Origin of the sequence: Citrobacter sp. RHBSTW-01044 (assembly GCF_013781945.1) — a bacterium.
Taxonomy (GTDB): Bacteria; Pseudomonadota; Gammaproteobacteria; order Enterobacterales; family Enterobacteriaceae; genus Citrobacter; species Citrobacter braakii.
This window is the reverse complement of sequence record NZ_CP056180.1, coordinates 487,618-512,071: the sequence shown is the minus strand read 5'-3', so window position 1 is coordinate 512,071 and position 24,454 is coordinate 487,618. Positions and strand designations below refer to the sequence as shown.

Below are 24,454 nucleotides of genomic sequence, written 5' to 3'. Positions count from 1 at the left end.
GGTAGAATGACCCGTTTTCAATCCCAACGTAAGCAAAAATATACGATGAATCTGAGTACTAAACAAAAACAGCACCTGAAAGGTCTGGCACATCCGCTCAAGCCTGTAGTTATGCTTGGCAACAATGGTTTGACCGAAGGGGTACTGGCCGAGATTGAACAAGCGTTAGAGCACCATGAACTTATCAAGGTGAAAATCGCCTCGGAAGATCGCGATACTAAAACCTTGATCGTGGAAGCTATCGTACGCGAAACCGGCGCCTGCAATGTACAGGTCATCGGTAAAACGCTGGTACTGTATCGCCCGACTAAAGAACGTAAAATCTCGCTGCCACGCTAAGAATATCCCAAAGTTGCACACGAAGTTTGTGTAAAACGCGGGATTTTCCGCTAGCAGGAGAGCAAAATGCCACGCTCTCTTCGTTGATAAAAGGCCGCTAAGCGGCCTTTTTCCTTTCTTTACAATGTATCAACATCTTAACCAAGATGCGAATTACAGGTATTCTACCTTCGTTACTTCATATTCAACTTCACCGCCCGGCGTTTTAATAACCACCACGTCATCCTGCTCTTTACCGATTAGGCCACGAGCAATAGGCGAGTTCACCGAAATCAGGTTCTGTTTAAAATCGGCTTCATCATCGCCGACAATACGCCAGGTCTGCTCTTCGTCGTTATCGAGATTCAGCACGGTAACCGTCGCGCCGAAAACTACGCGACCATTGTTCGGCATTTTTGTGACGTCGATAACCTGCGCGTTGGACAGTTTAGCTTCGATATCTTTAATGCGCCCTTCGCAGAAACCCTGCTGTTCGCGCGCCGCGTGATACTCTGCATTTTCTTTCAGGTCGCCATGCTCGCGCGCATCTGCGATAGCGGCAATGATTTCAGGACGGCGCACCGATTTCAGAAAATCCAGTTCTTCGCGCAGTTTTTCAGCACCACGTAAGGTCATTGGGATAGCTTGCATTTGTTATACCTCTTGAACATTCCTGTAGGGGGCGGCTGCTCTCACCCCGGCTGCTAAGCCCACTCTGGCATACGCCATGCCAGAGTCAGAAGCAAAAAAATACCGACCCGGGGCTCAGGGTCCCAGGTCAGCTACAATTCTCTATTTGATGATCATTTTACCCTGGAGTTCCCTATGGGTCATCGTTTACTTTTTGGGGCGTTGCGCCGTAGTATGACGGCCTGTTTCCAGGTTGTTAGCGCGAGATTATGCGATTTTCCAGATTTACCATTGGATTGACTGCCAGTATAGCGTTCAGCGTTCAGGCTGCGAACGTCGACGAGTATATCAATCAGCTCCCTGCCGGGGCCAACCTCGCCCTTATGGTACAGAAGGTTGGCGCACCTGCTCCTGCTATTGATTACCATAGCCAGCAGATGGCGCTGCCGGCCAGTACCCAGAAAGTGATCACCGCGCTGGCGGCATTGATTCAGCTCGGGCCTGACTTTCGTTTTACCACCACGCTTGAGACTAAAGGCAACGTGGAAGGCGGCGTTTTGAAAGGTGACTTAGTGGCGCGATTTGGTGCCGATCCGACGCTAAAACGTCAGGATATTCGCAATATGGTGGCAACCCTGAAAAAATCAGGCGTGACGCAAATTGCCGGAAATGTCTTGATCGACACCTCCATTTTCGCCAGCCATGATAAAGCGCCGGGCTGGCCCTGGAACGACATGACGCAGTGTTTTAGCGCACCGCCCGCGGCAGCCATTGTCGATCGTAACTGTTTCTCGGTTTCACTCTATAGCGCGCAAAAACCTAACGATCTCGCCTTTATCCGCGTGGCATCTTACTACCCGGTCACCATGTTCAGTCAGGTGCGTACTCTCGCTCGTGGCTCTGCCGAAGCGCAATATTGTGAACTGGACGTGGTTCCAGGCGATCTCAACCGCTTTACGTTGACCGGATGCCTGCCCCAACGAGCCGATCCGCTGCCGCTGGCATTCGCTATTCAGGACGGCGCCAGCTATGCCGGGGCGATTATCAAAGATGAGCTAAAACAAGCCGGTATCACTTACAGCGGGACTCTGCTGCGCCAGACGCTGGTCAACGAGCCGGGGACCGTGGTAGCCAGTAAGCAGTCGGCGCCGCTGCACGACTTGCTTAAGATTATGCTGAAAAAATCGGACAACATGATTGCCGATACCGTTTTCCGTATGATTGGCCATGCACGATTTAACGTGCCAGGTACCTGGCGAGCAGGTTCTGATGCCGTACGCCAGATTCTGCGTCAGCAAGCGGGTATTGATATCGGCAACACCATTATTGCCGACGGTTCTGGGCTCTCCCGCCATAACCTGATTGCCCCGGCGACCATGATGCAGGTGCTGCAATATATCGCTCAGCACGATAACGAGCTGAACTTTATCACCATGCTGCCGCTGGCAGGCCATGACGGCTCTTTGCAATACCGTGCGGGTCTGCATCAGGCTGGCGTAGATGGCAAAGTATCGGCGAAGACAGGCTCACTGCAGGGGGTCTATAACCTGGCAGGCTTCATCACCACGGCAAGCGGTCAGCGCATGGCATTTGTGCAGTATCTGTCTGGTTATGCGGTAGAGCCAGCTGATCAGCGTAATCGCCGTATTCCACTGGTCCGCTTCGAAAGCCGGTTATACAAGGATATTTATCAGAATAACTGAGTATGTTTGCCGGATGGCAGCGCTAACGCACCTAATCCGGCCTTCTGAAACCTGGAAACAAAACCCCGGCAACATGGCCGGGGTTTTTAATGTGATTAACGCTTGTAGATGAACTCAACGCCTTCTTCGTCGTCTTCGTCCCAATCGTCATCCCAGTCATCTTCTGCTTCGTCTTCGACTTCAGCGAGTTGCTGGCGGTGATAATCATCCCACATGAACTCGACTTTCTCTGGCTGTTTCGCTTCTTCCGCCTGAACAATCGGGTTCTCGATGATAAAGGTCATCACATCCCAGCAGAGATCCTTCACGCCCAACTGGCTGGCGGCGGAGATCAGGTAATATTTACCTTCCCAGCCCAACGCTTCGGCGATCGCTTTCGCTTTCTCTTCCGCTTCAGCCTTGTCCAGCAAATCAATTTTGTTGAACACTAACCAACGCGGTTTAGACGCCAGATCCTGGCTGTATTTTTCAAGCTCGCCAATTATGATACGGGCATTTTCAACCGGATCGGAACCGTCAATCGGATCGATATCAATGAGGTGTAGCAGTACGCGGCAGCGTTCCAGGTGTTTCAGGAAGCGGATACCCAAGCCTGCGCCTTCAGCCGCGCCTTCAATCAGACCCGGAATGTCGGCAACCACGAAGCTCTTTTCGTTGTCCATACGTACCACACCCAGGCTCGGAACCAGAGTGGTGAACGGATAGTCAGCGACTTTCGGCTTCGCCGCGGACACCGCACGGATAAACGTCGATTTACCGGCGTTTGGCATGCCCAGCATCCCGACGTCCGCCAGCAGCATCAGCTCCAGCATCAGATCGCGTTTATCGCCCGGTGTACCCATCGTTTTCTGACGCGGAGTACGGTTGACTGAGGATTTGAAACGGGTGTTGCCCAGACCGTGCCAGCCGCCTTTAGCGACCATCAGACGCTGACCGTGTTTGGTCATGTCGCCCATGGTTTCGCCCGTGCCCTGATCGATTACACGCGTACCTACAGGCACTTTAATCGTGACATCTTTACCACGCTTGCCGGTGCAATCACGGCTCGCGCCATTCTGTCCACGTTCCGCGCGGAATGATTTTTCAAAACGGTAATCGATCAGCGTGTTCAGGTTTTCGTCGGCTTCCAGCCAAACGTCACCACCATCACCACCGTCTCCACCGTCCGGACCGCCTTTTGGGATGTACTTTTCGCGGCGGAAGCTGACGCAACCATTACCGCCATCACCTGCAACGACCAGAATCGATGCTTCATCAACAAACTTCATTTTACTCTCCGTAAATCATTCGCCTGAGCGGGGCTGCGAAACCACCGTTTCATGCTTACGTAAACCGCCCCAAATTCGATGACCAATGGCGGAATACATCGCGCCCGCAACCACGATAAACGCACCGAGATAACCTAATAGGTTTAGCATCGGTCTGGCGAAGAAATCGGGCCAGGCCAGTGATAATAAATCTGAAAATAACAACGTAAACAGCGGAGTGAGCGTAATAATGGCGCTCACCTGTGCCGCCTGCCAACGCGCCATCGCTTCCGCGAGAGCACCGTATCCTACCAGCGTATTCAGGCCGCAGAATACAAGGCATGCCAGCTGCCAGTCACTGAGCTGCGTGATGACACTGGGTTTAGCCAACGGCAACAACGCAATCGTACATAAAGTGTACAGTAAAAACAGGATCTGCGGTGATGCCAGGCGGCGCAATAACACCTTTTGCGCGACCCCATAGCTCACCCAGACCATCGCCGCACCAACACCAAAGATAACGCCCCAGGTGTAATCGGTGAGACGGGTAAAAATTTCGATCAGACTGGTATTAAAAAACAGAACCAGGCCGCTCAGAAGCATAATGGCGCCAATCACCTGCGTACCGCGCATCTTTTCTTTCAGGATAAAGACGCTGGCAATCATCATACCAACCGGTGACAGCTGACCGATAACCTGCGAAGCCGTTGGGCTCAAATATTGCAAGGATGAACTAAACAGAATGAAGTTACCGAACAACCCACCGGTAGCGATAGCCAACAGGATCAGCCAACGCGCTTTGCGAAAAATACGCAACGGAGGGAGCTTTTTTTTAACCGCAAGAATAGCGCCAAGGCCAATGCTTGCCATTAAAAAACGGTAGAACACCACGGTAGGAGGCTCCATCACCTCCAGCACTTGCTTCATCGCTATTGGCAAAGCGCCCCAACATACTGCCGTTGTGAGTGCTAACAGAATACCAATACCTGCCTGCTGCTTCATGCCGTATTCCCTGCAAGGGCTCGTTTCCGGGTTATCACGGCGCGACGAGCGTATTTACCGGCCGTCGAATGTAAAAAGCCCCGCAACGTGTTGCGGGGCTTTTATCCGTTACCGGGACGCGAAAAACTTATTCAGCAACGATGCTGATGAATTTACGGTTTTTCGGGCCTTTCACTTCAAATTTCACTTTACCGTCTGCTTTAGCAAACAGAGTGTGGTCTTTGCCGCAACCAACGTTGGAACCAGCGTGGAATTTAGTACCACGTTGACGAACGATGATGCTACCAGCCAGAACTGTTTCACCGCCGAAGCGTTTTACGCCCAGACGTTTAGCTTCTGAATCGCGACCGTTACGAGTCGAGCCGCCAGCCTTTTTATGTGCCATTTAATCTGCTCCCCTTAACTTAAGCGCTGATGCCAGTGATTTTTACATCAGTGAACCACTGACGATGGCCCTGCTGCTTACGGTAGTGTTTACGACGACGAAACTTAACAATTTTAACTTTCTCGCCACGACCGTGAGCAACAACTTCAGCTTTGATAACGCCGCCATCAACGAAAGGAACGCCGATTTTGACTTCTTCACCGTTTGCGATCATCAGAACTTCTGCGAATTCAACAGATTCGCCAGTTGCGATGTCCAGCTTTTCCAGGCGAACGGTCTGACCTTCGCTTACTCGGTGTTGTTTACCACCACTTTGGAAAACCGCGTACATAAAAAACTCCGCTTCCGCGCACACCTTTTTGATGATTCAGAGTGCGCTATAAATATTCACAATAGGGCGCGAATATTACGCAAAACGCGAGCCTTTGACAAGTGCTACGTCAATACATGAAGAAAAAAAACACAACACGTACGGTAACGTTTATCTATGGCGTTTTTTCAGTACAATCAGCATATATTTATAACCCTAAACCCGACGTTACCTTCCGATACAGTGAGGTAATCGGGGCGAGAAGCCCGGCTTTTGCGATGAATTTAGAAAAAATCAATGAGTTAACCGCGCAAGATATGGCGGGGGTCAATGCGACAATCCTTGAACAGCTCAATTCCGACGTGCAGCTGATCAATCAACTGGGGTACTACATCGTTAGCGGCGGCGGAAAACGCATTCGCCCAATGATCGCCGTACTCGCCGCGCGTGCAGTTGGCTACCAGCAAAATGCACACGTTACGATTGCAGCCCTCATCGAGTTTATCCACACCGCGACCCTGTTGCACGACGATGTTGTGGATGAGTCCGACATGCGCCGCGGAAAAGCCACGGCGAATGCGGCGTTTGGCAATGCGGCCAGCGTGCTGGTCGGCGATTTTATCTATACCCGCGCTTTTCAGATGATGACCAGCCTCGGTTCGCTGAAAGTGCTGGAAGTCATGTCGAAAGCGGTCAACGTCATCGCCGAAGGTGAAGTCTTACAGTTGATGAACGTCAACGACCCGGACATCACTGAAGAAAACTATATGCGCGTTATCTACAGTAAGACCGCGCGTTTGTTTGAAGCGGCTGCCCAATGCTCTGGCATTCTGGCTGGTTGCAGCGAAGAACAAGAGAAAGGGTTGCAGGATTATGGCCGTTATCTCGGTACTGCTTTCCAGTTAATTGACGATTTGCTGGATTACAACGCGGATGGTGAGCAACTGGGTAAAAACGTCGGTGATGACCTCAACGAGGGCAAACCAACGCTGCCGCTGCTGCATGCCATGCGCCACGGCACCCCTGAACAAGCACAAATGATCCGCCAGGCTATTGAGCAGGGTAATGGCCGTCACCTTCTGGAGCCTGTTCTGGAAGCGATGAACGCCTGTGGTTCCCTGGAGTGGACTCGCCAACGTGCAGAAGAAGAGGCTGATAAGGCCATCGCTGCGCTGCAGGTACTGCCTGATACGCCGTGGAGAGAAGCGCTGATTGGTCTGGCGCATATCGCCGTACAGCGCGACCGTTAATACCCTGCGGCATCTTTCATCATCCCGTGCCCTGCACGGGATGCTTTTATAAATTCCAATAAACACTTCCCCCTATCCAGCAATCTTCGCATGAATTTGGCATATTCTGAATATACCCACACTTTACATGAACATTTTAGAACATTCGTTCTCCGGGCGTTATAGTATCTCCACAACCGATCGTGGAACCATAAGTCGATAACCAAAGGAGAGATGAGTTTATGGAAAACAAGCTGATTGACTGGCATCCGGCCGATATCATCGCCGGACTGCGCAAGAAAGGGACCTCAATGGCCGCTGAATCACGTAAAAATGGATTAAGCTCATCAACGCTGGCCAATGCGTTAACACGCCCATGGCCAAAAGGTGAGTTGATTATCGCCCGATCGTTGGGAACCGACCCGTGGGTGATTTGGCCGTCACGCTATCACGATGCAAAAACACATGAGTTTATCGACAGAACGCGGATGATGAGGGGACGCAAAGAGAAACAGAATCCTGAATGAACACTGATGAGTAGTAACCCCCGGTTCACAGAACTGGGGGTTACAAGAGACGTAGACGATTACTCGCCTTTCACGCGCTCAATGTTTGCACCCAGCGCGCGCAGTTTATCTTCGATGCGCTCATAGCCGCGATCGATGTGATAAATACGATCGACTACCGTCGTACCTTCAGCAATACACCCTGCCAGCACGAGGCTTGCAGATGCGCGCAGATCGGTCGCCATAACCTGTGCGCCGGAGAGCGTTTCCACGCCGTGGCAAATCACGGTATTGCTTTCGATTTCTGCGTGAGCGCCCATACGGCTCAGCTCAGGCACGTGCATAAAGCGGTTCTCAAACACGGTTTCCGTGATGAAGCCCGTACCTTCTGCCACCAGGTTCAGCAACGTGAACTGGGCCTGCATATCGGTAGGGAACGCCGGGTGCGGCGCCGTGCGCACATTGACCGCTTTCGGACGTTTACCGTGCATGTCCAGGCTGATCCAGTCGTCACCGACTTCGATATCCGCTCCCGCATCACGCAGCTTCGCCAGAACGGCATCCAGCGTGTCAGGTTGTGCATTACGACAGATAATTTTGCCGCGAGAAATTGCCGCTGCGACCAGGAAAGTACCGGTTTCGATGCGGTCAGGCAGAACGCGATACACACCGCCGCCGAGGCGCTCAACGCCTTCGATAGTAATACGATCGGTACCCTGGCCTGTGATTTTTGCGCCCAGCGCAATCAGGAAGTTCGCGGTATCCACGATCTCCGGCTCACGCGCGGCGTTTTCGATGATGGTAGTGCCTTCGGCAAGCGTTGCTGCGCACATGATAGTGACCGTCGCGCCGACGCTCACTTTATCCATGACGATATGCGCGCCTTTCAGGCGGCCATCAACGGACGCTTTCACATAGCCTTCTTCAAGCTTAATAGTCGCGCCTAACTGCTCCAGACCAGTAATGTGCAGGTCAACCGGACGCGCGCCGATGGTGCAGCCGCCCGGCAGTGAAACCTGGCCCTGGCCAAAGCGGGCAACCAGTGGCCCAAGCGCCCAGATGGATGCACGCATGGTTTTGACCAGATCGTACGGCGCACAGAAGACGTTCACGTCACGCGCATCAATGTGCACAGAACCATTACGCTCAACTTTCGCCCCCAACTGGCTCAGCAGCTTCATTGAGGTGTCAACATCCTTCAGTTTCGGGACGTTCTGGATCTCTACAGGTTCTTCCGCCAGCAGCGCCGCAAACAGGATCGGCAGCGCGGCGTTTTTAGCGCCTGAAATTGTGACTTCGCCCTGGAGCTTGGTTGGCCCCTGAACACGAAATTTATCCATTATTCTGTTCTCTGTTAAGAATTTATCTTCGCTACCGGCATATCACCCGTAGCTCAAAAACCGTTAAGTTTGCGATCGCGCGCCCATTCCGCTGGAGTAAACGCCTTAATCGACACGGCATGAATGCGGTTGTCCGCAATGTACTCCATCAACGGGCCATAGACCGATTGCTGTTTCTTGACCCGGCTCATGCCTTCAAACATCTCACCCACGGCAATAACCTGAAAGTGACTGCCGTCGCCAGAAACGTGGACTTCCTGGAGGGAGAGTGCATTCATCAGCACGCTCTGAATTTCATTATTTTCCATGGGCTCTTCATTCGTCAGATAGTGAAAACAGCCCAACATCTTAGAGCAAAGTGGCGCTGTCATAAATAAGCAAAAAGCCCCGCTGATAAATCAGACAAGGCTTTAGTGGCAGATCCCCCGCAGAGGAGTTGCCGGATGGCGGCACAAGACCTTATCCGGCTTACAAAAATTAACGCGGAAGAACGTCGTCAGGCAAATTGTAAAGCTGCGCCAGCGTGTACACTTTATCGTTAACGCCAGCGAGCGAAACGCTGTTCCCCTGCTGCTTGCCCTCATTAATCAGGTGCAGCAGTAATGCCAGACCACCGGTATCCACCCGGGAAATCTGGTTCAGGTCGATGCAGGATACCCCTTTCATCGCCTCAACTCGCGCATCCCATAATGGGTTTAACACGTCCTGATCCAGCTCTCCCACCAGCACCAGCTTGTCGCCTTCACGCATCCAGGTGAGTGACTGCGTCATTATTTTTTCTCTTCCAGCGTGATTTTCTGCTGAGAAATAGATTTCAGCTGTGCCGTCAGGCCATCAATACCTTTCGTACGCAGCAGGTCGCTCCACTCATTCTGTTTGGTGGTGATCATACTTACGCCTTCAGCAATCATGTCATACGCCTGCCAGTTACCCGTCTGGGAATTTTTACGCCACTGGAAATCCAGACGTACCGGAGGACGACCGTTTGGATCGATGATGGTTACGCGGATAGGCACGATGGTCGCATCACCCAGCGGCTGCTCAGGGGCAATCTGATAGGTCTGGCCGTGGTACATCGCCAGCGCCTGACCGTAAGCCTGCTTCAGATATTCACGGAATGCGGCGAAATAGGCGTCACGCTGAGCCGGGGTCGCATCTTTGTAGTAGCGGCCCAGTACCAGTGCGCCTGCATACTTAACCTGCACGTAAGGCAGCAGTTCCTGATCGACCACCTGACGCAGGTAATCCGGGTTGGAACGGATTTTAGGTTGCTCGTTCTTCAGACGGTCAAACGTCTTCTGCGCCGCCTCATCCATCAGTTTGTACGGGTTCGTCTGGTCCGCTGCGGTTGCCGCGCTAAGTGGAGCAATCACCAGCATAGCCACCATCATCAATCGTTTAAACATACGTCGATTCTCCTGAGATTATTTCGTTGCGCCCGCAGGCGTAGTGGCTTCATTATTGCCTTCAGTTGCGGCTGGCGCATCGCCAGAATTCTTATTGTCATCACCTTTACTGTTGCTGTTGTAAAGGAACTGACCAATCATATCTTCCAGCACCATCGCAGATTTCGTGTCCTGAATCGTACCGCCATCTTTGAGGATAGACGTTCCCAGCTCAGGATCTTCAAAACCTACGTTCAATGCCAGATACTGTTCGCCCAACAGACCGGAAGTACGGATGCTCAGAGAACTGGTGTCAGGAATATGGTTAAAACGCGATTCAATTTCCAGCGTCACGCGCGGCAGGTACGTTTTCTGATCTAACGAGATGTCCGATACGCGTCCTACCACGACCCCGCCAATCCGCACCGGAGAGCGCTCTCTCAGACCGCCGATATTATCAAAGGTCGCATAAATCGTATAAGTCGGTTCAGTACGCATTGAGGTGACGTTCGCCGCCTTCAGGCAGACAAACAGCGCGGCCAGCAGCGCAACCAGCAGGAATAACCCGACCCAAATTTCATTTTTTTTCGTTTGCATGAACTCAATTCCCAAACATCAGTGCGGTCAGCACAAAATCCAGCCCCAGAACGGCAAGAGAGGCGTGCACTACGGTGCGTGTCGTTGCCCGGCTAATCCCGGCAGAGGTCGGGATAGCATCATAACCATTGAACAATGCAATCCAGGTGACCGTAATGGCAAAAACCACGCTCTTAATCAGGCAGTTGACCAGATCCAGACGCCAGTCGACGGCATTTTGCATAGCCGACCAGAAAAAGCCTGCATCAATACCTTTCCAGCTTACGCCAACCAACGACCCACCCCAGATCCCCACCGCGACAAATATAATCGTCAGCAGCGGCAATGAAATGACACCGGCCCAAAAACGCGGGGAGATCACTCGGCGCAGTGGATCGACGGCCATCATTTCCAGGCTGGAAAGCTGCTCGGTCGCCCGCATCAGGCCAATCTCTGCGGTTAAGGCCGATCCGGCCCGCCCGGCAAACAACAGCGCCGCAACCACCGGCCCCAGCTCACGTAGCAATGACAGCGCCACCAGCATACCGAGGCTGGTTTCCGCACTGTAGGTCGTCAGCACCAGGTATCCCTGCAACCCCAGCACCATGCCGATGAACACGCCAGAAACAATAATGATCAGCATCGATAAGACACCGACATTATAGAGCTGGCGTATCAGCAGCGGCGCATGTTTGCGAAACTCCGGCTTGCCGACAACTGCATTGAACAACATTAATCCGGCTCGCCCGAACGTCCTGAGGGTTTTTATTCCCCGATGTCCGAGTGATGCCAGCGCATTTAACAACATGGGTGGCTTAACTCCCTGTTTTGAGTAAATCGATGTGGTAGTCGCCCGCCGGGTAACGGAACGGAACCGGTCCATCGGCAATGCCATCGAGGAACTGACGCACACGCGGATCGGCATTTTCTTGCAGCGCCTGAGCACTACCGTAGGCCACTATTTTTTTGTCCGCCATAATATAGGCGTAATCCGCAATACTCAGCACTTCTGGCACATCATGGGAAACCACCACGCAGGTGACGCCCAGTGCGCTGTTCAGTTCAGAAATCAGCTTCACCAGCACGCCCATGGTGATGGGATCCTGGCCGACGAACGGCTCATCAAACATAATAAGGTCTGGCTCCAGCGCGATAGCACGTGCTAACGCGGCACGACGCGCCATCCCACCGGATAATTCAGAAGGCATTAATTTTGCCGCGCCCCGCAGGCCAACGGCCTCGAGCTTCATCATTACCGTGCTTTTCAGCAGCGGCGCAGGCAGTGTTGTATGCTCGCGCAACGGGTATGCAACGTTGTCAAACACATTCATATCAGTAAACAGCGCACCAGACTGGAATAGCATGCTCATGCGCTTACGCACGGTAAATAAACGCGAACGGGACATGGCCGGGACATTTTCGCCGTCAAACAGGATCTCGCCCTTATCGGGGGAGATTTGTCCGCCGATCAGACGCAACAGCGTCGTTTTGCCGATGCCTGATGGCCCCATGATCGCCGTCACCTTACCACGCGGCACCGTCAGGGAAATATTATCAAAGATGCAGCGGTCGCCTCGGGAAAAGCTGACATCGCGCATATCGATTAGATTCGCCACAGACTGACCCATTGATTCATCCTTTACTATTGCCTCGTTGATCGAAGAGTTTGGCGCTCAATTTAGCCCTGAACCCAACATATTTACAGATTATTACCTGTCCTGGTTAGCGAAAGCTGGCATTTGTTTTACTTTTTAGCCGCATAAAGTCAAAATTAAGAATTCGTGACGGCTTCCAGAAATCCTTCAAGTGGACCGGCGAGTATACCTGAAGAAAGGACTTTAGATGCTTTTAGCGACGGCGCTGTTAATAATTGGTTTACTTCTGGTGGTCTACGGTGCCGACCGACTGGTATTTGCCGCATCCATTTTATGTCGAAACTTCGGTATTCCCCCCATTATCATCGGGATGACCGTGGTCAGCATTGGTACATCGTTACCCGAGATAATTGTCTCCGTTGCCGCATCGATGAACGGGCAGCTTGATTTAGCCGTCGGTACCGCCATCGGCTCTAACATTACCAACATTCTGCTTATTTTAGGCCTGTCGGCGCTGATTCATCCTTTTACCGTGCATTCTGATGTTCTGCGTCGTGAATTACCGCTAATGTTGCTGGTAAGCATCTTAGCCGCATCGGTCCTGTATGACGGGCAATTGAGTCGCAGCGATGGTTTCTTTCTTCTGCTTCTGGCCGTGCTATGGCTGTTATTCATTGTTAAAATCGCCCGTCTGGCTGAGCGACAAGGTAACGACAGCCTGACCCGCGAGCAGATCGCGGAACTGCCGCGCGAAGGCGGGTTACCGGTCGCGTTTTTGTGGTTGGGTATTGCGCTAATTATTATGCCAATGGCAACGCGTATGGTGGTAGATAACGCAACCGTACTGGCGAACTACTTCGCCATGAGCGAACTCACCATCGGGCTGACGGTTGTCGCCATTGGTACCAGCCTGCCGGAGCTGGCAACGGCAATTGCGGGTCTGCGTAAAGGTGAAAACGATATTGCCGTCGGCAACATCATCGGCGCGAACATTTTTAATATTGTTATCGTCCTCGGACTGCCGGCGCTGATTACGCCGGGGGAAGTCAATCCGATGGCCTTCACCCGTGACTATAGCGTCATGCTGCTGGTGAGCGTAATTTTTGCACTACTCTGCTGGCGACGTCCGCGCCAGATTGGTCGCGGCGCGGGTGCGCTGCTGACCGGCGGTTTTATCATATGGCTGGCGATGCTGTATTGGTTATCGCCACTTCTCGTTGGATAACTGGAAACGCATTATGTCGCACTTAGAGTTGCAACCGGGTTTTGACTTTCAGCAAGCAGGCAAGGAAGTCCTGGCAATTGAACGTGAAGGCCTGGCGGAGCTTGATCAGTACATCAACCAAAATTTTACTCTCGCCTGCGAGAAAATATTCAGCTGCCCGGGCAAAGTTGTAGTGATGGGGATGGGGAAATCTGGACATATCGGGCGGAAAATGGCGGCCACATTTGCCAGCACCGGCACCCCCTCATTTTTCGTGCATCCAGGCGAAGCCGCACATGGCGATCTGGGCATGGTCTCGCCGCAGGATGTAGTCATCGCCATCTCTAACTCCGGTGAATCCAATGAGATAGCGGCGTTAATCCCGGTGTTAAAACGCCTTCATGTACCGCTTATCTGCATGACCGGTCGTCCGGAAAGCAGCATGGCGCGTGCGGCAGATGTGCATCTGTGTGTTAAAGTGCCCAAGGAAGCTTGCCCGTTAGGCCTGGCGCCGACCAGCAGCACGACCGCAACGCTGGTGATGGGCGATGCGCTAGCCGTGGCATTATTAAAAGCGCGTGGCTTTACCGCGGAAGATTTTGCGTTATCTCATCCCGGTGGCGCACTAGGCCGTAAGCTTTTACTGCGCGTTAACGATATTATGCATACGGGCGATGAGATCCCGTATGTGACTAAAAGCGCCAGCCTGCGTGACGCCTTACTTGAGATCACGCGTAAAAATCTCGGCATGACCGTCATTTGCGATGATGACATGAAGATTGACGGTATTTTCACCGATGGCGATTTACGTCGCGTCTTCGATATGGGCGTTGATGTTCGCCAGTTAGGCATTGCCGATGTGATGACCCCTGGCGGCATTCGCGTGCGTCCGGGCATTCTTGCCGTCGATGCCCTGAACTTAATGCAGTCCCGCCATATCACCTCGGTAATGGTTGCTGATGGCGACCGGTTACTTGGTGTGTTACATATGCATGATCTGCTGCGTGCAGGTGTAGTGTAAGAAACTCAAGGATAAAGAAAATGAGTAAAGCAGGTGCGTCGCTTGCGACCTGTTATGGACCCGTCAGCACAGACGTTATCACCCGGGCAGAGAACATCCGTTTGCTGATCCTGGATGTGGATGGCGTACTGTCTGATGGTCTGATTTATATGGGCAACAACGGTGAAGAGCTGAAGGCTTTTAACGTCCGCGATGGTTACGGAATTCGCTGTGCGCTCACTTCCGGTATCGAGGTTGCCATTATTACCGGACGAAAGGCTAAACTTGTAGAAGATCGCTGTGCCACATTGGGGATCACGCATTTGTATCAGGGGCAGTCAGACAAACTGGTCGCCTTTAACGATCTCCTTAGCAAACTGGCGATCGCTCCTGAAAATGTTGCGTACGTTGGCGATGATCTGATCGACTGGCCGGTGATGGCACAAGTGGGATTAAGCGTGGCGGTGGCGGATGCTCATCCTTTGCTGATCCCGCGGGCTGATTATGTCACCCGCATCGATGGGGGACGCGGCGCGGTACGTGAAGTCTGCGATTTATTACTCCTGGCGCAGGGCAAACTGGACGAGGCCAAAGGGCAATCGATATGAGCAAAACCAGACGTTGGGTTATCATTCTACTGTCGCTGGCTGTCCTTGTGATGATTGGTATTAATCTGGCAGACAAAGACGACACCGCTGAGGTCGTCGTAAATAACAACGAGCCAACCTATAAGAGCGAACATACTGATACCGTTGTGTATAGTCCCGAAGGCGCACTGAGCTATCACTTGATCGCGCAAAACGTTGAATATTATTCGGAACAAGCGGTTTCGTGGTTTACTCAACCGGTATTAACCACATTTGATAAGGATAAAGTACCGACCTGGACGATCAAGGCTGATAAAGCCAAATTGACCAACGATCGGATGCTATATCTGTACGGCCATGTTGAGGTCAACGCCCTGGTGCCCGACTCTCAACTACGCAGAATGACGACCGATAACGCACAGATTAACCTGGTGACACAAGACGTCACTTCCGATGATCTCGTCACGTTATATGGCACAACATTTAACTCCAGCGGACTGAAGATGCGCGGCAACTTACGCAGCAAGAACGCCGAGCTGATTGAAAAGGTTAGAACCTCATATGAAATCCAAAACAAACAAACTCAGCCTTAATCTTGTGCTTGCCAGCTCACTTCTGGCCGCCAGCATCCCGGCATTCGCCGTCACCGGCGATACCGAGCAGCCGATTCACATTGAGTCGGACCAGCAGTCTCTTGATATGCAAGGCAACGTGGTGACCTTTACTGGCAACGTGATTGTGACTCAGGGCACCATCAAAATTAACGCCGATAAAGTCGTCGTAACCCGCCCTGGCGGTGAAGACGGTAAAGAAGTCATTGATGGCTACGGTAATCCTGCAACCTTTTACCAGATGCAGGACAACGGTAAACCGGTTAAAGGCCACGCCTCACACATGCATTATGAACTGGCGAAAGACTTCGTCGTTCTCACCGGTAAGGCTTACCTGGAACAGCTCGATAGCAACATCACGGGCGATAAGATCACCTATCTGGTGAAAGAGCAGAAAATGCAGGCCTTCAGCGATAAAGGCAAACGCGTCACCACCGTTCTGGTACCGTCGCAGTTGCAGGACAAAAACAAGGCTCCGGCAGAGAAAAAAGGTAACTGATTCGTTATGGCAACATTAACTGCAAAGAACCTTGCAAAAGCCTATAAGGGCCGCCGTGTGGTGGAAGATGTCAGTCTGACCGTCAACTCCGGGGAGATCGTCGGTCTGCTCGGTCCTAACGGTGCGGGCAAGACAACGACCTTTTACATGGTGGTCGGCATTGTCCCACGTGATGCGGGCAACATTATCATTGATGACGAAGACATCAGCCTACTGCCTCTGCATGCGCGCGCGCGTCGCGGCATCGGCTACTTGCCGCAGGAAGCGTCTATTTTCCGTCGCCTGAGCGTGTTTGATAACCTGATGGCGGTGCTGCAAATTCGTGACGATCTTACCAGCGAGCAGCGGGAAGATCGCGCCAACGAGCTGATGGAAGAGTTCCACATCGAACACCTGCGTGACAGCATGGGGCAGTCGCTCTCCGGTGGTGAACGACGCCGCGTGGAGATCGCCCGCGCACTGGCCGCGAATCCGAAATTTATCCTGCTGGATGAACCGTTTGCCGGTGTTGACCCGATTTCCGTTATTGATATCAAACGGATCATCGAACACCTGCGCGACAGCGGGCTTGGGGTGCTGATTACCGACCATAACGTTCGCGAAACGCTGGCAGTGTGTGAGCGCGCCTACATCGTGAGTCAGGGCCACCTGATCGCGCATGGCACGCCAACAGAAATACTGCAGGATGAGCACGTTAAACGCGTATACCTTGGGGAAGACTTCAGACTCTGATAGGGTAGAAGACTTCACGTCACCGCAGGAGAGAACAACTCTGAACATGAAGCAAGGTTTGCAACTCAGGCTTAGCCAACAACTGGCGATGACGCCTCAGCTACAACAGGCTATCCGTCTGTTGCAGCTGTCCACGCTGGAACTTCAGCAAGAACTTCAGCAAGCGCTGGAAAGTAACCCACTGCTCGAGCAAACCGATCTTCACGACGAAATTGATACCCAGGAAAAACAGGACAGCGAATCCCTCGACACCGCAGATGCTCTCGAACAAAAAGAGATGCCAGAGGAGCTGCCACTTGACGCCAGTTGGGATGAAATTTACACCGCCGGTACACCTTCTGGCACCAGCGGGGATTACATCGACGACGAACTGCCTGTGTATCAGGGGGAGACCACGCAATCACTGCAGGATTACCTGATGTGGCAAGTAGAGCTGACCCCGTTCTCGGATACCGATCGCGCGATTGCGACATCCATTGTTGATGCGGTAGACGAAACCGGTTATCTCACCGTAACCCTGGACGATATTCTCGAAAGCATGGGCGATGACGACGTCGGTATGGACGAAATCGAAGCCGTGCTTAAACGCATTCAGCGTTTTGATCCCGTGGGCGTGGCGGCCAAAGATCTCCGCGACTGCTTATTGATCCAACTTTCACAGTTTGATAAAGCCACGCCGTGGCTGGAAGAAGCGCGCCTGATCATCAGCGATCACCTCGATCTGTTAGCCAACCATGACTTCCGCACGCTGATGCGCGTAACCCGGCTGAAAGAAGATGTGCTGAAAGAAGCCGTCAATCTTATTCAGTCCCTGGACCCCAGACCTGGGCAGTCTATCCAGACCGGGGAGCCAGAATACGTTATTCCGGATGTACTGGTGCGTAAGCATAACGATCGCTGGGTGGTCGAACTCAACGGCGACAGCATTCCACGGTTGCAGATTAACCAGCACTACGCCGCCATGTGCAACAGCGCGCGCAACGATGCTGACAGCCAGTTTATTCGTAGCAATCTGCAGGATGCAAAGTGGCTGATTAAAAGCCTGGAAAGTCGCAATGATACGCTGCTGCGCGTCAGTCGCTGTATCGTTGAACAGCAGCAAGCCTTCTTTGATCAAGGCGAAGAGTTTATGAAACCGATGGTGCTGGCGGATATCGCCCAGGCCGTCGAGATGCACGAATCGACCATTTCCCGAGTGACCACGCAAAAGTATCTGCACAGTCCGCGCGGCATTTTTGAATTGAAGTATTTCTTTTCCAGTCACGTTAACACTGAAGGCGGAGGCGAAGCCTCATCCACAGCTATACGTGCACTGGTGAAGAAATTAATTGCTGCGGAAAACCCCGCGAAACCGCTGAGTGACAGCAAGTTAACCTCTATGCTGTCAGAACAGGGTATCATGGTGGCACGCCGCACTGTTGCGAAGTACCGAGAGTCTTTATCCATTCCGCCGTCGAACCAGCGCAAACAGCTGGTCTGACCCAACCGATAAGGAAGACACTATGCAGCTCAACATCACTGGAAACAACGTCGAAATCACTGAAGCCTTACGCGATTTTGTTAATACAAAATTCGCCAAGCTAGAACAATATTTCGACCGGATTAATCAGGTCTATATTGTGTTGAAAGTGGAGAAGGTGACACATATCTCGGATGCAACACTGCATGTGAACGGTGGCGAAATTCATGCCAGCGCGGAAGGTCAGGATATGTACGCCGCCATTGACGGTTTAATTGATAAACTGGCTCGGCAGTTAACAAAACATAAAGATAAACTGAAACAGCACTAACTTGTCCGGGCAGTTAGCGGGTGCAGGACGGCCTGTTGTGTAGCACAACGGGCCATTTGTACAGTTAGCGCTTAGGTGAAATTATGACAAATAACGATACGACTCTACAACTGAGCAATGTTCTTAACCAGGAATGTACACGCGCTGGCGTTCACTGCCAAAGCAAGAAACGCGCGCTGGAAATCATCAGCGAACTGGCGGCAAAACAGCTCAGCTTGCCCTCTCAGGTGGTATTTGAAGCCATTCTGACGCGTGAAAAAATGGGCAGTACCGGCATCGGTAATGGAATTGCTATCCCGCACGGAAAGCTGGAAGAAGACACGATGCGCGCAGTTGGCGTGTTTGTGCAACTTGAAACGCCTATTGCTTTCGACGCCATTGATAATCAACCCGTCGATCTGCTTTTCGCCCTGCTGGTTCCGGCAGACCAAACCAAGACGCATTTGCATACGTTGTCGCTGGTCGCCAAACGTCTGGCCGATAAAACCATCTGCCGCCGCCTGCGCGCAGCACAGAGTGACCAGGAGTTGTATCAAATCATCACGGACACCGAAGGTGGACTGGATGAAGCATAACAACCCAATGGCATCCTTTTTTGTCGTTGTGAGGAGAAACAGTACATGGTACTGATGATCGTCAGCGGTCGTTCGGGGTCAGGAAAATCTGTCGCCCTGCGAGCGCTGGAAGATATGGGTTTTTACTGCGTGGATAACCTTCCCGTAGTGCTGTTGCCCGATCTGGCTCGTACTCTGGCCGATCGCCAGATTTCTGCGGCCGTCAGCATTGATGTGCGCAACATGCCTGAGTCCCCAGAGATTTTCGAGCAGGCAATGAACAATCTGCCTGAAGGCTTCTCACCACAGTTGCTGTTCCTTGACGCCGATCGTAACACCCTGATTCGCCGCTACAGCGACACGCGTCGCCTGCATCCTCTTTCCAGCAAGAACTTATCTCTGGAGAGCGCTATCGATAAGGAAAGCGATTTGCTGGAGCCTCTGCGCTCTCGTGCTGACCTAATCGTGGATACCTCCGAAATGTCCGTGCACGAACTGGCGGAAATGTTGCGTACTCGCCTGCTAGGCAAGCGCGAACGCGAGTTGACGATGGTATTCGAATCCTTTGGTTTCAAACACGGTATCCCAATTGACGCGGATTACGTCTTTGACGTGCGCTTCCTGCCTAACCCGCACTGGGATCCGAAGCTGCGCCCGATGACCGGTCTTGACCGCCCCGTTGCCGCCTTCCTTGACAGGCACACAGAAGTACACAATTTTATCTACCAGACTCGCAGCTATCTTGAGCTATGGTTACCCATGCTGGAGACCAACAACCGCAGCTACCTCACCGTAGCTATCGGCTGTACCGGCGGGAAACACCGTTCGGTGTATATTGCAGAGCAGCTGGCAGACTACTTCCGCTCACGCGGTAAAAACGTACAGTCACGCCATCGTACGCTGGAAAAACGTAAATCATGACCGTGAAGCAAACCGTTGAAATCACGAATAAGCTGGGTATGCATGCTCGCCCAGCCATGAAACTGTTTGAATTGATGCAGGGTTTTGAAGCAGAAGTTTTGCTGCGTAATGATGAAGGAACGGAAGCCGAGGCAAACAGTGTTATCGCTCTGCTGATGCTTGATTCTGCCAAAGGGCGTCAGATAGAAGTTGAAGCCACGGGTCCACAGGAAGTGGAAGCCCTGGCAGCGGTGATTGCCCTGTTTAATTCAGGGTTTGATGAAGATTAGCCGAGTACCTGAAGCGCTGCGCTCATCAGGCCTACACGGCAACGTCACTCTCCCGTAGGCCGGATCCGTATCCGGCAATAAACCCATTAATACAGCTTATTTTCCCGCATAAACGACTCACCGCCTAGCTGGCGCATTTGGCGCATAATCCACGCCTGACGGCTACGTACATAACCAGAAGGCGCATTCGCTTTAAAACGCAAAGGATTGGGTAATACCGCAGCCAGCAAGGCCGCTTCAGACAGACTCAGCCGACTGGCTGGCTTATGGAAATAGCGCTGCGCCGCTGCCTCCACGCCGAAAACCCCATCACCAAACTCAGCAATATTCAGGTAAACGGTCAGAATACGCTTCTTGCTCCAGACGGTTTCCATACCCAGCGTTAGCCCGGCTTCGAGACCTTTACGCACCCAGCTACGTCCATCCCACAGAAAGAGGTTTTTTGCCGTCTGTTGCGATAACGTCGACGCCCCGCGAATACGGTTTTCATTACGTTCGTTGTGCGCCAGCGCTTTCTCTATGGCGGAAACATCGAATCCCCAGTGCTCGGGAAACTTCTGGTCCTCCGCGGCGATCACCGCCAGTCCCATCCACGGTGAGATCTCATCCATGCTCACCCAGTCTGAGTGCGCCACATAACCGAAATCACCGGACAGCCATGCGCTCAGTTGCCGCTCGACCATCACGGCAGAGAAAGGGACTGGCATCACGCTGAAAAGTGCGATGCCCCCGCCCCAGAATACGGCGAGGACAACGACCGCCCGCAGAAAGATACGTCGCAGAAAGGCGGTAACTCCTTTTCTCATTCAGCCAGCACCAGCACACGTGATACCAGTTTATCGATACCACTCGCGGCCTGAGCGATGTCCTGCGCCAGCATATAGGCGGGAGTAGTGACGATTTTGTTGTCTTCATCAACGACAATGTCATCAACCGGACAAGGCACATGCTCAGCGCCCATCACTTCCAGCACCTCTGCCGTATCAATATCAGTACCGATGGTCAGACGCAGCGGAAAGTCAAAAATTTTAGGTAACATGGCAGGCGCAATGCACATAAATCCCAGCGGCTTACCCGCCTGATGCATAGCCACCGCCAGCGCAGCTAAGTCGCTATCAACCCGGCACTCACTGCCCTGGCTGGCAAAATTGCTCAGATTTTTGGCCGCGCCAAACCCGCCTGGCACGATCAACGCATCCAGTTCCGTTGAGACTGCCTGAGCAAGTGGGCGAATATCACCGCGTGTTATACGGGCGGCTTCAATCAGCACATTACGCGTTTCCTGCATCGGCTCGCCGGTCAGATGATTAATCACATCCGCTTGTTGTTTATCCGGTGCGAAACATACGGCCTGAGCACCGTTGCGGGCAATCGCCAGAAGCGTGAGAACAGTTTCATGGATCTCTGCGCCGTCATACACGCCGCATCCGCTGAGCACTACACCCACTTTTTTCATCGTGATACTCCTTTCTCAACTGGCTGAAACATATTAGTTATTATGATTTAAATGCTACGCTTCACACATTTAACTGATTCATGTAACAAATTATTTAAGATTTGCTATCTTAACTGCGTGCGGCCTGAAAATTAGGGCTGCGCCCTTGTAAACAATGATAATAATTTACGGCGCAGCCACGATTTCCCTGGTGTTGGCGCAGTATTCGCGCACCCCGGTCAAGCCGGGGTCATTTTTTTTCCACGCTCGCCACCCAGGCCTTCAATACCGCCACGTCGTGCTGCCACTCCTGCTTCATCTCTTCAATCCATTCAGCAACATTATCTTCCCAGGCTGGAAGGTCTGGCGACTGGATTTGCTGACCTAACTGTTGCAGGTGGCGCAGCCCCACGGAACCTGCCGCGCCTTTAATTTTATGGCCTTCCTCAACAACGCCTTTTTTATCCCGTGCGGTCAGATTGGACTCCAGCACGCTCAAATATCCCGGCATCATCTTCTCAAACACCGCCAGCCCGTCGGTTATTAACTTCGGTCCCACCAGCTCGAGGTATTGTTCCAACATAGGAATATCTAACAGCGCTTGCGATTTACTGCTCTCTTCAGATGTCACAGTGCTCTCCTCTTTGTTTCGGGTATCCCAGTATTTTTTGATCATGGCGGTTAACGCCGGAACCGACAGCGGCTTACTCAGCACATCGTCCATTCCCGCGTCCAGATACTCTTTTTTATCTTTCAGAACGTTGGCGGTAAGCGCAACCAGCGGCGGCAGGTCCTCACGGGCGTATTTTTGCGTCAGCTCGCGCGAGATATCCAGACCGGTCATATCCGGTAGCTGAATATCCAGCAGCACCAGGTCATATTCGCCCGGCGTGAACATTTCCAGCGCGGCTTTCCCGGTCATGGCGACATCCACGCTGTTGCCCAGTTTTTCCAGCACTGAACGCGCGACAATAACGTTCAGTTCGATATCTTCCACCAGCAGCACATTCAGGGCTGGCAGCGGCATGTCGTCGTCTTCAAAGGCGTCCTCAATCTCTTCCGCTACCGCAGGCGCATGCACGGTCAGCGTAAAGATGGAGCCTTTGCCAGCCTGGCTGGAGACCGTAATATCACCGCCCATATTTTTCGCCAGACGCTTCGATACGGCCAGTCCAATCCCGGTTCCCGTTGCCGGTTTGCCGCCATTGCTGTCCTTCACCTGATAATACATGGCGAAGATTTTATCTTGCTCATCCTGCGGAATACCGATCCCGGAATCTTCAACCTCGAAATGCAGTATATTCCCCTGGTCATAGCGCGCCCGCACGGTTACCTGCCCCTGCTGGGTAAACTTCACGGCGTTGCTGATCAGATTCCACAGAATCTGGCGCAAACGCGTGCCGTCGGTAATGACCTTATGCGGTAGTGGTAACGTCGGCTCAAGCACAAAACGCAGCCCTTTTTGCTGCGCCTGCAGGCCAGAGAGGTTTTCCAGATCCGCCATAAAGCTGGTGAAATCGATCGGCTGGTTATCGAGCTGAACTTTACGTCGCTCCATCTTATCCATGTCGATAATATCGTTGAAAATATTCCCCAGCGTCACGGCAGAGACGTGGATTGTTTTCAGGTATTTTTCCTGCTCAGCGGTCAGATCCGTATCCAGCAGGATCCGGCTTAAGCCGACAATGCCGTTAAGCGGAGTGCGCAGTTCGTGGCTGATGGTAGAAATGAAGGTGGTCTTATCGCGGCTGGCACGCTCTAACGCGTCCTGATAACGCTTACGCTCGGTAATATCGCGCCCAAAACCCATCAGACCATGCCGCTTACCTACGCGGTCATAGTAAGGCACTTTGCGAATTTCAAAGCAGGCTTTGCGCCCGTCCGGATAGTCCAGCCACTGTTCGTAGGTGAGTGAGACGTTATGACGGAACACCTTCTCGTCGGTTTCAATGACCTTTTCTGCCGCCTCAGGGGAGTAAACATCAGCCGGTTTTAAATTCACCAACTGCTTTTCGCTCTTGCCGGTCAGCAGTTCCATGGCACGGTTACAGCCGGAAAATTCTTTATCTTCATTACGATAAAAAACCAGATCCGGCGAGGCATCAAGGAAAGAGCGTAAAAAGGAAGACTGCTGCTCAAGCTGAATCTGCGCTTCTTCGCGCTCTTTGATTTCAACCTTCAACTGCTCGAACGTATCCTGGCGCTCCGCTTCGGCTTTTTCGCGCTCAACAATTTCCTGATTAAGCTGGGCAATATTATCTTTCAACTGCACATTGAGCTTGAGATCGCGCTCGCGCATCTCTTCCAGCTTTTGTACCAGTCGTGACAAGCGTTGCCGGGACTCTTCCAGTTGCTCCACCACCACTGACAGAAAATAGACGGCCCAGGGGGTAATTAACAGACCAAAAAAGATAGAGCGGATAACATCAATGCTTTCTACCTGGCCATGCAGCACCATGGTGACAGCCATCTGCACCACAATCGCCAACACGACCAGCGCCAGCGCCAATAACAGCGAAAAGCGCACCAGACCCAATTTCATCATCAGGTCGACGTAATATTGCGCCAGCATACGGATTTGCTTCATAGAGGGTTCCTTCACGACAACTTGGCACAATAATACTCA

General features: G+C 52.4%; 30 protein-coding genes. 15 read left to right on the top strand and 15 right to left on the bottom strand.

Going from position 1 to position 24,454, the window contains the following annotated elements; translation table 11 throughout:
• The first annotated feature begins 45 nt into the window (after positions 1–45).
• On the top strand, positions 46–339 hold the full coding sequence (gene yhbY / locus HV352_RS02535) for a ribosome assembly RNA-binding protein YhbY (protein WP_003025016.1): 294 nt from the start codon (positions 46–48) through the stop codon (positions 337–339).
• 153 nt (positions 340–492) lie between these two features.
• Here the strand turns inward: yhbY and greA are convergent, their stop codons facing one another.
• A complete protein-coding gene (gene greA, locus HV352_RS02530) occupies positions 493–969 on the bottom strand; it encodes a transcription elongation factor GreA (protein ID WP_016154674.1) in 477 nt (158 codons plus the stop codon).
• A gap of 248 nt (positions 970–1,217) precedes the next feature.
• On the opposite strand from greA, the gene dacB reads away from it, so the two are divergent.
• The gene (dacB, locus tag HV352_RS02525) at positions 1,218–2,651 is read left to right on the top strand and encodes a serine-type D-Ala-D-Ala carboxypeptidase (protein WP_016157571.1); all 1,434 of its coding nucleotides are present in this window, start codon (positions 1,218–1,220) and stop codon (positions 2,649–2,651) included.
• A gap of 95 nt (positions 2,652–2,746) precedes the next feature.
• On the opposite strand, the gene cgtA is transcribed toward dacB, so the two are convergent.
• The 4 genes from cgtA to rplU form a co-directional block, all read right to left on the bottom strand.
• Entirely contained in the window at positions 2,747–3,919 is a 1,173-nt protein-coding gene (gene cgtA / locus HV352_RS02520; protein ID WP_016154676.1) for an Obg family GTPase CgtA, read from the bottom strand.
• Between the two features lie 15 nt (positions 3,920–3,934).
• Positions 3,935–4,900, bottom strand: coding sequence for a DMT family transporter (locus HV352_RS02515; protein WP_049040918.1), 966 nt, complete (start codon positions 4,898–4,900; stop codon positions 3,935–3,937).
• A 127-nt stretch (positions 4,901–5,027) separates the two neighbouring features.
• A complete protein-coding gene (rpmA, locus tag HV352_RS02510; RefSeq protein WP_003025030.1) occupies positions 5,028–5,285 on the bottom strand; it encodes a 50S ribosomal protein L27 in 258 nt (85 codons plus the stop codon).
• Positions 5,286–5,304: 19 nt separating this feature from the next.
• Positions 5,305–5,616 (bottom strand): 50S ribosomal protein L21, encoded by a 312-nt coding sequence (gene rplU, locus HV352_RS02505; protein WP_003025032.1) that lies wholly within the window; start codon positions 5,614–5,616, stop codon positions 5,305–5,307.
• A gap of 257 nt (positions 5,617–5,873) precedes the next feature.
• Here rplU and ispB point away from each other — a divergent pair, with 257 nt between their 5' ends.
• A complete protein-coding gene (gene ispB, locus HV352_RS02500; RefSeq protein WP_046276012.1) occupies positions 5,874–6,845 on the top strand; it encodes an octaprenyl diphosphate synthase in 972 nt (323 codons plus the stop codon).
• 221 nt (positions 6,846–7,066) lie between these two features.
• Positions 7,067–7,351 carry a DNA-binding transcriptional regulator SfsB gene (gene sfsB, locus HV352_RS02495; RefSeq protein WP_016154679.1) on the top strand — a complete coding sequence of 95 codons (285 nt, stop codon included), beginning with the start codon at positions 7,067–7,069 and terminating at the stop codon, positions 7,349–7,351.
• A gap of 59 nt (positions 7,352–7,410) precedes the next feature.
• On the opposite strand, the gene murA is transcribed toward sfsB, so the two are convergent.
• The 7 genes from murA to mlaF all read right to left on the bottom strand — a co-directional run bounded on the left by murA (position 7,411) and on the right by mlaF (position 12,259).
• On the bottom strand, positions 7,411–8,670 hold the full coding sequence (gene murA, locus HV352_RS02490) for a UDP-N-acetylglucosamine 1-carboxyvinyltransferase (protein WP_003839949.1): 1,260 nt from the start codon (positions 8,668–8,670) through the stop codon (positions 7,411–7,413).
• A 53-nt stretch (positions 8,671–8,723) separates the two neighbouring features.
• A complete protein-coding gene (gene ibaG, locus HV352_RS02485; protein WP_003025040.1) occupies positions 8,724–8,978 on the bottom strand; it encodes a BolA family iron metabolism protein IbaG in 255 nt (84 codons plus the stop codon).
• A 169-nt stretch (positions 8,979–9,147) separates the two neighbouring features.
• A complete protein-coding gene (gene mlaB / locus HV352_RS02480; RefSeq protein ID WP_016154680.1) occupies positions 9,148–9,441 on the bottom strand; it encodes a lipid asymmetry maintenance protein MlaB in 294 nt (97 codons plus the stop codon).
• A complete protein-coding gene (mlaC, locus tag HV352_RS02475) occupies positions 9,441–10,076 on the bottom strand; it encodes a phospholipid-binding protein MlaC (RefSeq protein ID WP_016154681.1) in 636 nt (211 codons plus the stop codon). Before mlaC ends, mlaB begins: the two co-directional genes overlap by 1 nt.
• Before the next feature lie 18 nt (positions 10,077–10,094).
• Positions 10,095–10,652: an outer membrane lipid asymmetry maintenance protein MlaD gene (mlaD, locus tag HV352_RS02470; protein WP_016154682.1), complete on the bottom strand. Its 558-nt coding sequence runs from the start codon at positions 10,650–10,652 to the stop codon at positions 10,095–10,097.
• A gap of 4 nt (positions 10,653–10,656) precedes the next feature.
• Entirely contained in the window at positions 10,657–11,439 is a 783-nt protein-coding gene (gene mlaE, locus HV352_RS02465; RefSeq protein ID WP_003025053.1) for a lipid asymmetry maintenance ABC transporter permease subunit MlaE, read from the bottom strand.
• Positions 11,440–11,446: 7 nt separating this feature from the next.
• A complete protein-coding gene (gene mlaF / locus HV352_RS02460) occupies positions 11,447–12,259 on the bottom strand; it encodes a phospholipid ABC transporter ATP-binding protein MlaF (protein ID WP_016154683.1) in 813 nt (270 codons plus the stop codon).
• A gap of 214 nt (positions 12,260–12,473) precedes the next feature.
• Between mlaF and HV352_RS02455 the strand changes: the two genes are divergently transcribed.
• The 11 genes from HV352_RS02455 to npr all read left to right on the top strand — a co-directional run bounded on the left by HV352_RS02455 (position 12,474) and on the right by npr (position 20,393).
• The gene (locus HV352_RS02455; RefSeq protein WP_016154684.1) at positions 12,474–13,451 is read left to right on the top strand and encodes a calcium/sodium antiporter; all 978 of its coding nucleotides are present in this window, start codon (positions 12,474–12,476) and stop codon (positions 13,449–13,451) included.
• A 13-nt stretch (positions 13,452–13,464) separates the two neighbouring features.
• A complete protein-coding gene (gene kdsD / locus HV352_RS02450; protein ID WP_080859548.1) occupies positions 13,465–14,451 on the top strand; it encodes an arabinose-5-phosphate isomerase KdsD in 987 nt (328 codons plus the stop codon).
• Positions 14,452–14,471: 20 nt separating this feature from the next.
• Positions 14,472–15,038 (top strand): 3-deoxy-manno-octulosonate-8-phosphatase KdsC, encoded by a 567-nt coding sequence (kdsC, locus tag HV352_RS02445; protein ID WP_046276014.1) that lies wholly within the window; start codon positions 14,472–14,474, stop codon positions 15,036–15,038.
• A complete protein-coding gene (gene lptC / locus HV352_RS02440; protein WP_047358522.1) occupies positions 15,035–15,610 on the top strand; it encodes an LPS export ABC transporter periplasmic protein LptC in 576 nt (191 codons plus the stop codon). Before kdsC ends, lptC begins: the two co-directional genes overlap by 4 nt.
• Entirely contained in the window at positions 15,579–16,127 is a 549-nt protein-coding gene (gene lptA, locus HV352_RS02435) for a lipopolysaccharide ABC transporter substrate-binding protein LptA (RefSeq protein WP_047358523.1), read from the top strand. Before lptC ends, lptA begins: the two co-directional genes overlap by 32 nt.
• Before the next feature lie 6 nt (positions 16,128–16,133).
• Positions 16,134–16,859, top strand: coding sequence for an LPS export ABC transporter ATP-binding protein (lptB, locus tag HV352_RS02430; RefSeq protein WP_003025073.1), 726 nt, complete (start codon positions 16,134–16,136; stop codon positions 16,857–16,859).
• Positions 16,860–16,905: 46 nt separating this feature from the next.
• Positions 16,906–18,339 (top strand): RNA polymerase factor sigma-54, encoded by a 1,434-nt coding sequence (gene rpoN, locus HV352_RS02425; RefSeq protein WP_016154689.1) that lies wholly within the window; start codon positions 16,906–16,908, stop codon positions 18,337–18,339.
• Positions 18,340–18,361: 22 nt separating this feature from the next.
• Positions 18,362–18,649 carry a ribosome hibernation promoting factor gene (gene hpf, locus HV352_RS02420; protein ID WP_003025078.1) on the top strand — a complete coding sequence of 96 codons (288 nt, stop codon included), beginning with the start codon at positions 18,362–18,364 and terminating at the stop codon, positions 18,647–18,649.
• Positions 18,650–18,732: 83 nt separating this feature from the next.
• Positions 18,733–19,224 carry a PTS IIA-like nitrogen regulatory protein PtsN gene (ptsN, locus tag HV352_RS02415; protein ID WP_016154690.1) on the top strand — a complete coding sequence of 164 codons (492 nt, stop codon included), beginning with the start codon at positions 18,733–18,735 and terminating at the stop codon, positions 19,222–19,224.
• Positions 19,225–19,269: 45 nt separating this feature from the next.
• A complete protein-coding gene (gene rapZ / locus HV352_RS02410; RefSeq protein ID WP_003025085.1) occupies positions 19,270–20,124 on the top strand; it encodes an RNase adapter RapZ in 855 nt (284 codons plus the stop codon).
• Positions 20,121–20,393, top strand: coding sequence for a PTS phosphocarrier protein NPr (gene npr, locus HV352_RS02405; RefSeq protein ID WP_003828770.1), 273 nt, complete (start codon positions 20,121–20,123; stop codon positions 20,391–20,393). The genes rapZ and npr overlap by 4 nt, the downstream gene beginning before the upstream one ends.
• Positions 20,394–20,479: 86 nt before the next feature.
• On the opposite strand, the gene mtgA is transcribed toward npr, so the two are convergent.
• The 3 genes from mtgA to arcB all read right to left on the bottom strand — a co-directional run bounded on the left by mtgA (position 20,480) and on the right by arcB (position 24,415).
• Positions 20,480–21,199 (bottom strand): monofunctional biosynthetic peptidoglycan transglycosylase, encoded by a 720-nt coding sequence (gene mtgA, locus HV352_RS02400; protein WP_016157575.1) that lies wholly within the window; start codon positions 21,197–21,199, stop codon positions 20,480–20,482.
• Entirely contained in the window at positions 21,196–21,849 is a 654-nt protein-coding gene (gene elbB / locus HV352_RS02395) for an isoprenoid biosynthesis glyoxalase ElbB (protein WP_047358524.1), read from the bottom strand. Before elbB ends, mtgA begins: the two co-directional genes overlap by 4 nt.
• 229 nt (positions 21,850–22,078) lie before the next feature.
• A complete protein-coding gene (gene arcB, locus HV352_RS02390; protein WP_016154693.1) occupies positions 22,079–24,415 on the bottom strand; it encodes an aerobic respiration two-component sensor histidine kinase ArcB in 2,337 nt (778 codons plus the stop codon).
• Between the last annotated feature and the right edge of the window lie 39 nt (positions 24,416–24,454).

What these genes read in the sequence shown, in the direction of transcription:
- mtgA (WP_016157575.1), bottom strand. Translation starts at nt 21,199, where the DNA reads ATGAGAAAAGGAGTTACCGCCTTTCTGCGACGTATCTTTCTGCGGGCG.
- greA (WP_016154674.1), bottom strand. Translation starts at nt 969, where the DNA reads ATGCAAGCTATCCCAATGACCTTACGTGGTGCTGAAAAACTGCGCGAA.
- ptsN (WP_016154690.1), top strand. Translation starts at nt 18,733, where the DNA reads ATGACAAATAACGATACGACTCTACAACTGAGCAATGTTCTTAACCAG.
- mlaB (WP_016154680.1), bottom strand. Translation starts at nt 9,441, where the DNA reads ATGACGCAGTCACTCACCTGGATGCGTGAAGGCGACAAGCTGGTGCTG.
- elbB (WP_047358524.1), bottom strand. Translation starts at nt 21,849, where the DNA reads ATGAAAAAAGTGGGTGTAGTGCTCAGCGGATGCGGCGTGTATGACGGC.
- arcB (WP_016154693.1), bottom strand. Translation starts at nt 24,415, where the DNA reads ATGAAGCAAATCCGTATGCTGGCGCAATATTACGTCGACCTGATGATG.
- rplU (WP_003025032.1), bottom strand. Translation starts at nt 5,616, where the DNA reads ATGTACGCGGTTTTCCAAAGTGGTGGTAAACAACACCGAGTAAGCGAA.
- rapZ (WP_003025085.1), top strand. Translation starts at nt 19,270, where the DNA reads ATGGTACTGATGATCGTCAGCGGTCGTTCGGGGTCAGGAAAATCTGTC.
- kdsC (WP_046276014.1), top strand. Translation starts at nt 14,472, where the DNA reads ATGAGTAAAGCAGGTGCGTCGCTTGCGACCTGTTATGGACCCGTCAGC.
- mlaD (WP_016154682.1), bottom strand. Translation starts at nt 10,652, where the DNA reads ATGCAAACGAAAAAAAATGAAATTTGGGTCGGGTTATTCCTGCTGGTT.
- sfsB (WP_016154679.1), top strand. Translation starts at nt 7,067, where the DNA reads ATGGAAAACAAGCTGATTGACTGGCATCCGGCCGATATCATCGCCGGA.
- ibaG (WP_003025040.1), bottom strand. Translation starts at nt 8,978, where the DNA reads ATGGAAAATAATGAAATTCAGAGCGTGCTGATGAATGCACTCTCCCTC.
- lptB (WP_003025073.1), top strand. Translation starts at nt 16,134, where the DNA reads ATGGCAACATTAACTGCAAAGAACCTTGCAAAAGCCTATAAGGGCCGC.
- rpmA (WP_003025030.1), bottom strand. Translation starts at nt 5,285, where the DNA reads ATGGCACATAAAAAGGCTGGCGGCTCGACTCGTAACGGTCGCGATTCA.
- ispB (WP_046276012.1), top strand. Translation starts at nt 5,874, where the DNA reads ATGAATTTAGAAAAAATCAATGAGTTAACCGCGCAAGATATGGCGGGG.
- kdsD (WP_080859548.1), top strand. Translation starts at nt 13,465, where the DNA reads ATGTCGCACTTAGAGTTGCAACCGGGTTTTGACTTTCAGCAAGCAGGC.
- mlaE (WP_003025053.1), bottom strand. Translation starts at nt 11,439, where the DNA reads ATGTTGTTAAATGCGCTGGCATCACTCGGACATCGGGGAATAAAAACC.
- dacB (WP_016157571.1), top strand. Translation starts at nt 1,218, where the DNA reads ATGCGATTTTCCAGATTTACCATTGGATTGACTGCCAGTATAGCGTTC.
- npr (WP_003828770.1), top strand. Translation starts at nt 20,121, where the DNA reads ATGACCGTGAAGCAAACCGTTGAAATCACGAATAAGCTGGGTATGCAT.
- lptC (WP_047358522.1), top strand. Translation starts at nt 15,035, where the DNA reads ATGAGCAAAACCAGACGTTGGGTTATCATTCTACTGTCGCTGGCTGTC.
- mlaC (WP_016154681.1), bottom strand. Translation starts at nt 10,076, where the DNA reads ATGTTTAAACGATTGATGATGGTGGCTATGCTGGTGATTGCTCCACTT.
- rpoN (WP_016154689.1), top strand. Translation starts at nt 16,906, where the DNA reads ATGAAGCAAGGTTTGCAACTCAGGCTTAGCCAACAACTGGCGATGACG.
- yhbY (WP_003025016.1), top strand. Translation starts at nt 46, where the DNA reads ATGAATCTGAGTACTAAACAAAAACAGCACCTGAAAGGTCTGGCACAT.
- HV352_RS02455 (WP_016154684.1), top strand. Translation starts at nt 12,474, where the DNA reads ATGCTTTTAGCGACGGCGCTGTTAATAATTGGTTTACTTCTGGTGGTC.
- mlaF (WP_016154683.1), bottom strand. Translation starts at nt 12,259, where the DNA reads ATGGGTCAGTCTGTGGCGAATCTAATCGATATGCGCGATGTCAGCTTT.
- cgtA (WP_016154676.1), bottom strand. Translation starts at nt 3,919, where the DNA reads ATGAAGTTTGTTGATGAAGCATCGATTCTGGTCGTTGCAGGTGATGGC.
- murA (WP_003839949.1), bottom strand. Translation starts at nt 8,670, where the DNA reads ATGGATAAATTTCGTGTTCAGGGGCCAACCAAGCTCCAGGGCGAAGTC.
- hpf (WP_003025078.1), top strand. Translation starts at nt 18,362, where the DNA reads ATGCAGCTCAACATCACTGGAAACAACGTCGAAATCACTGAAGCCTTA.
- lptA (WP_047358523.1), top strand. Translation starts at nt 15,579, where the DNA reads ATGAAATCCAAAACAAACAAACTCAGCCTTAATCTTGTGCTTGCCAGC.
- HV352_RS02515 (WP_049040918.1), bottom strand. Translation starts at nt 4,900, where the DNA reads ATGAAGCAGCAGGCAGGTATTGGTATTCTGTTAGCACTCACAACGGCA.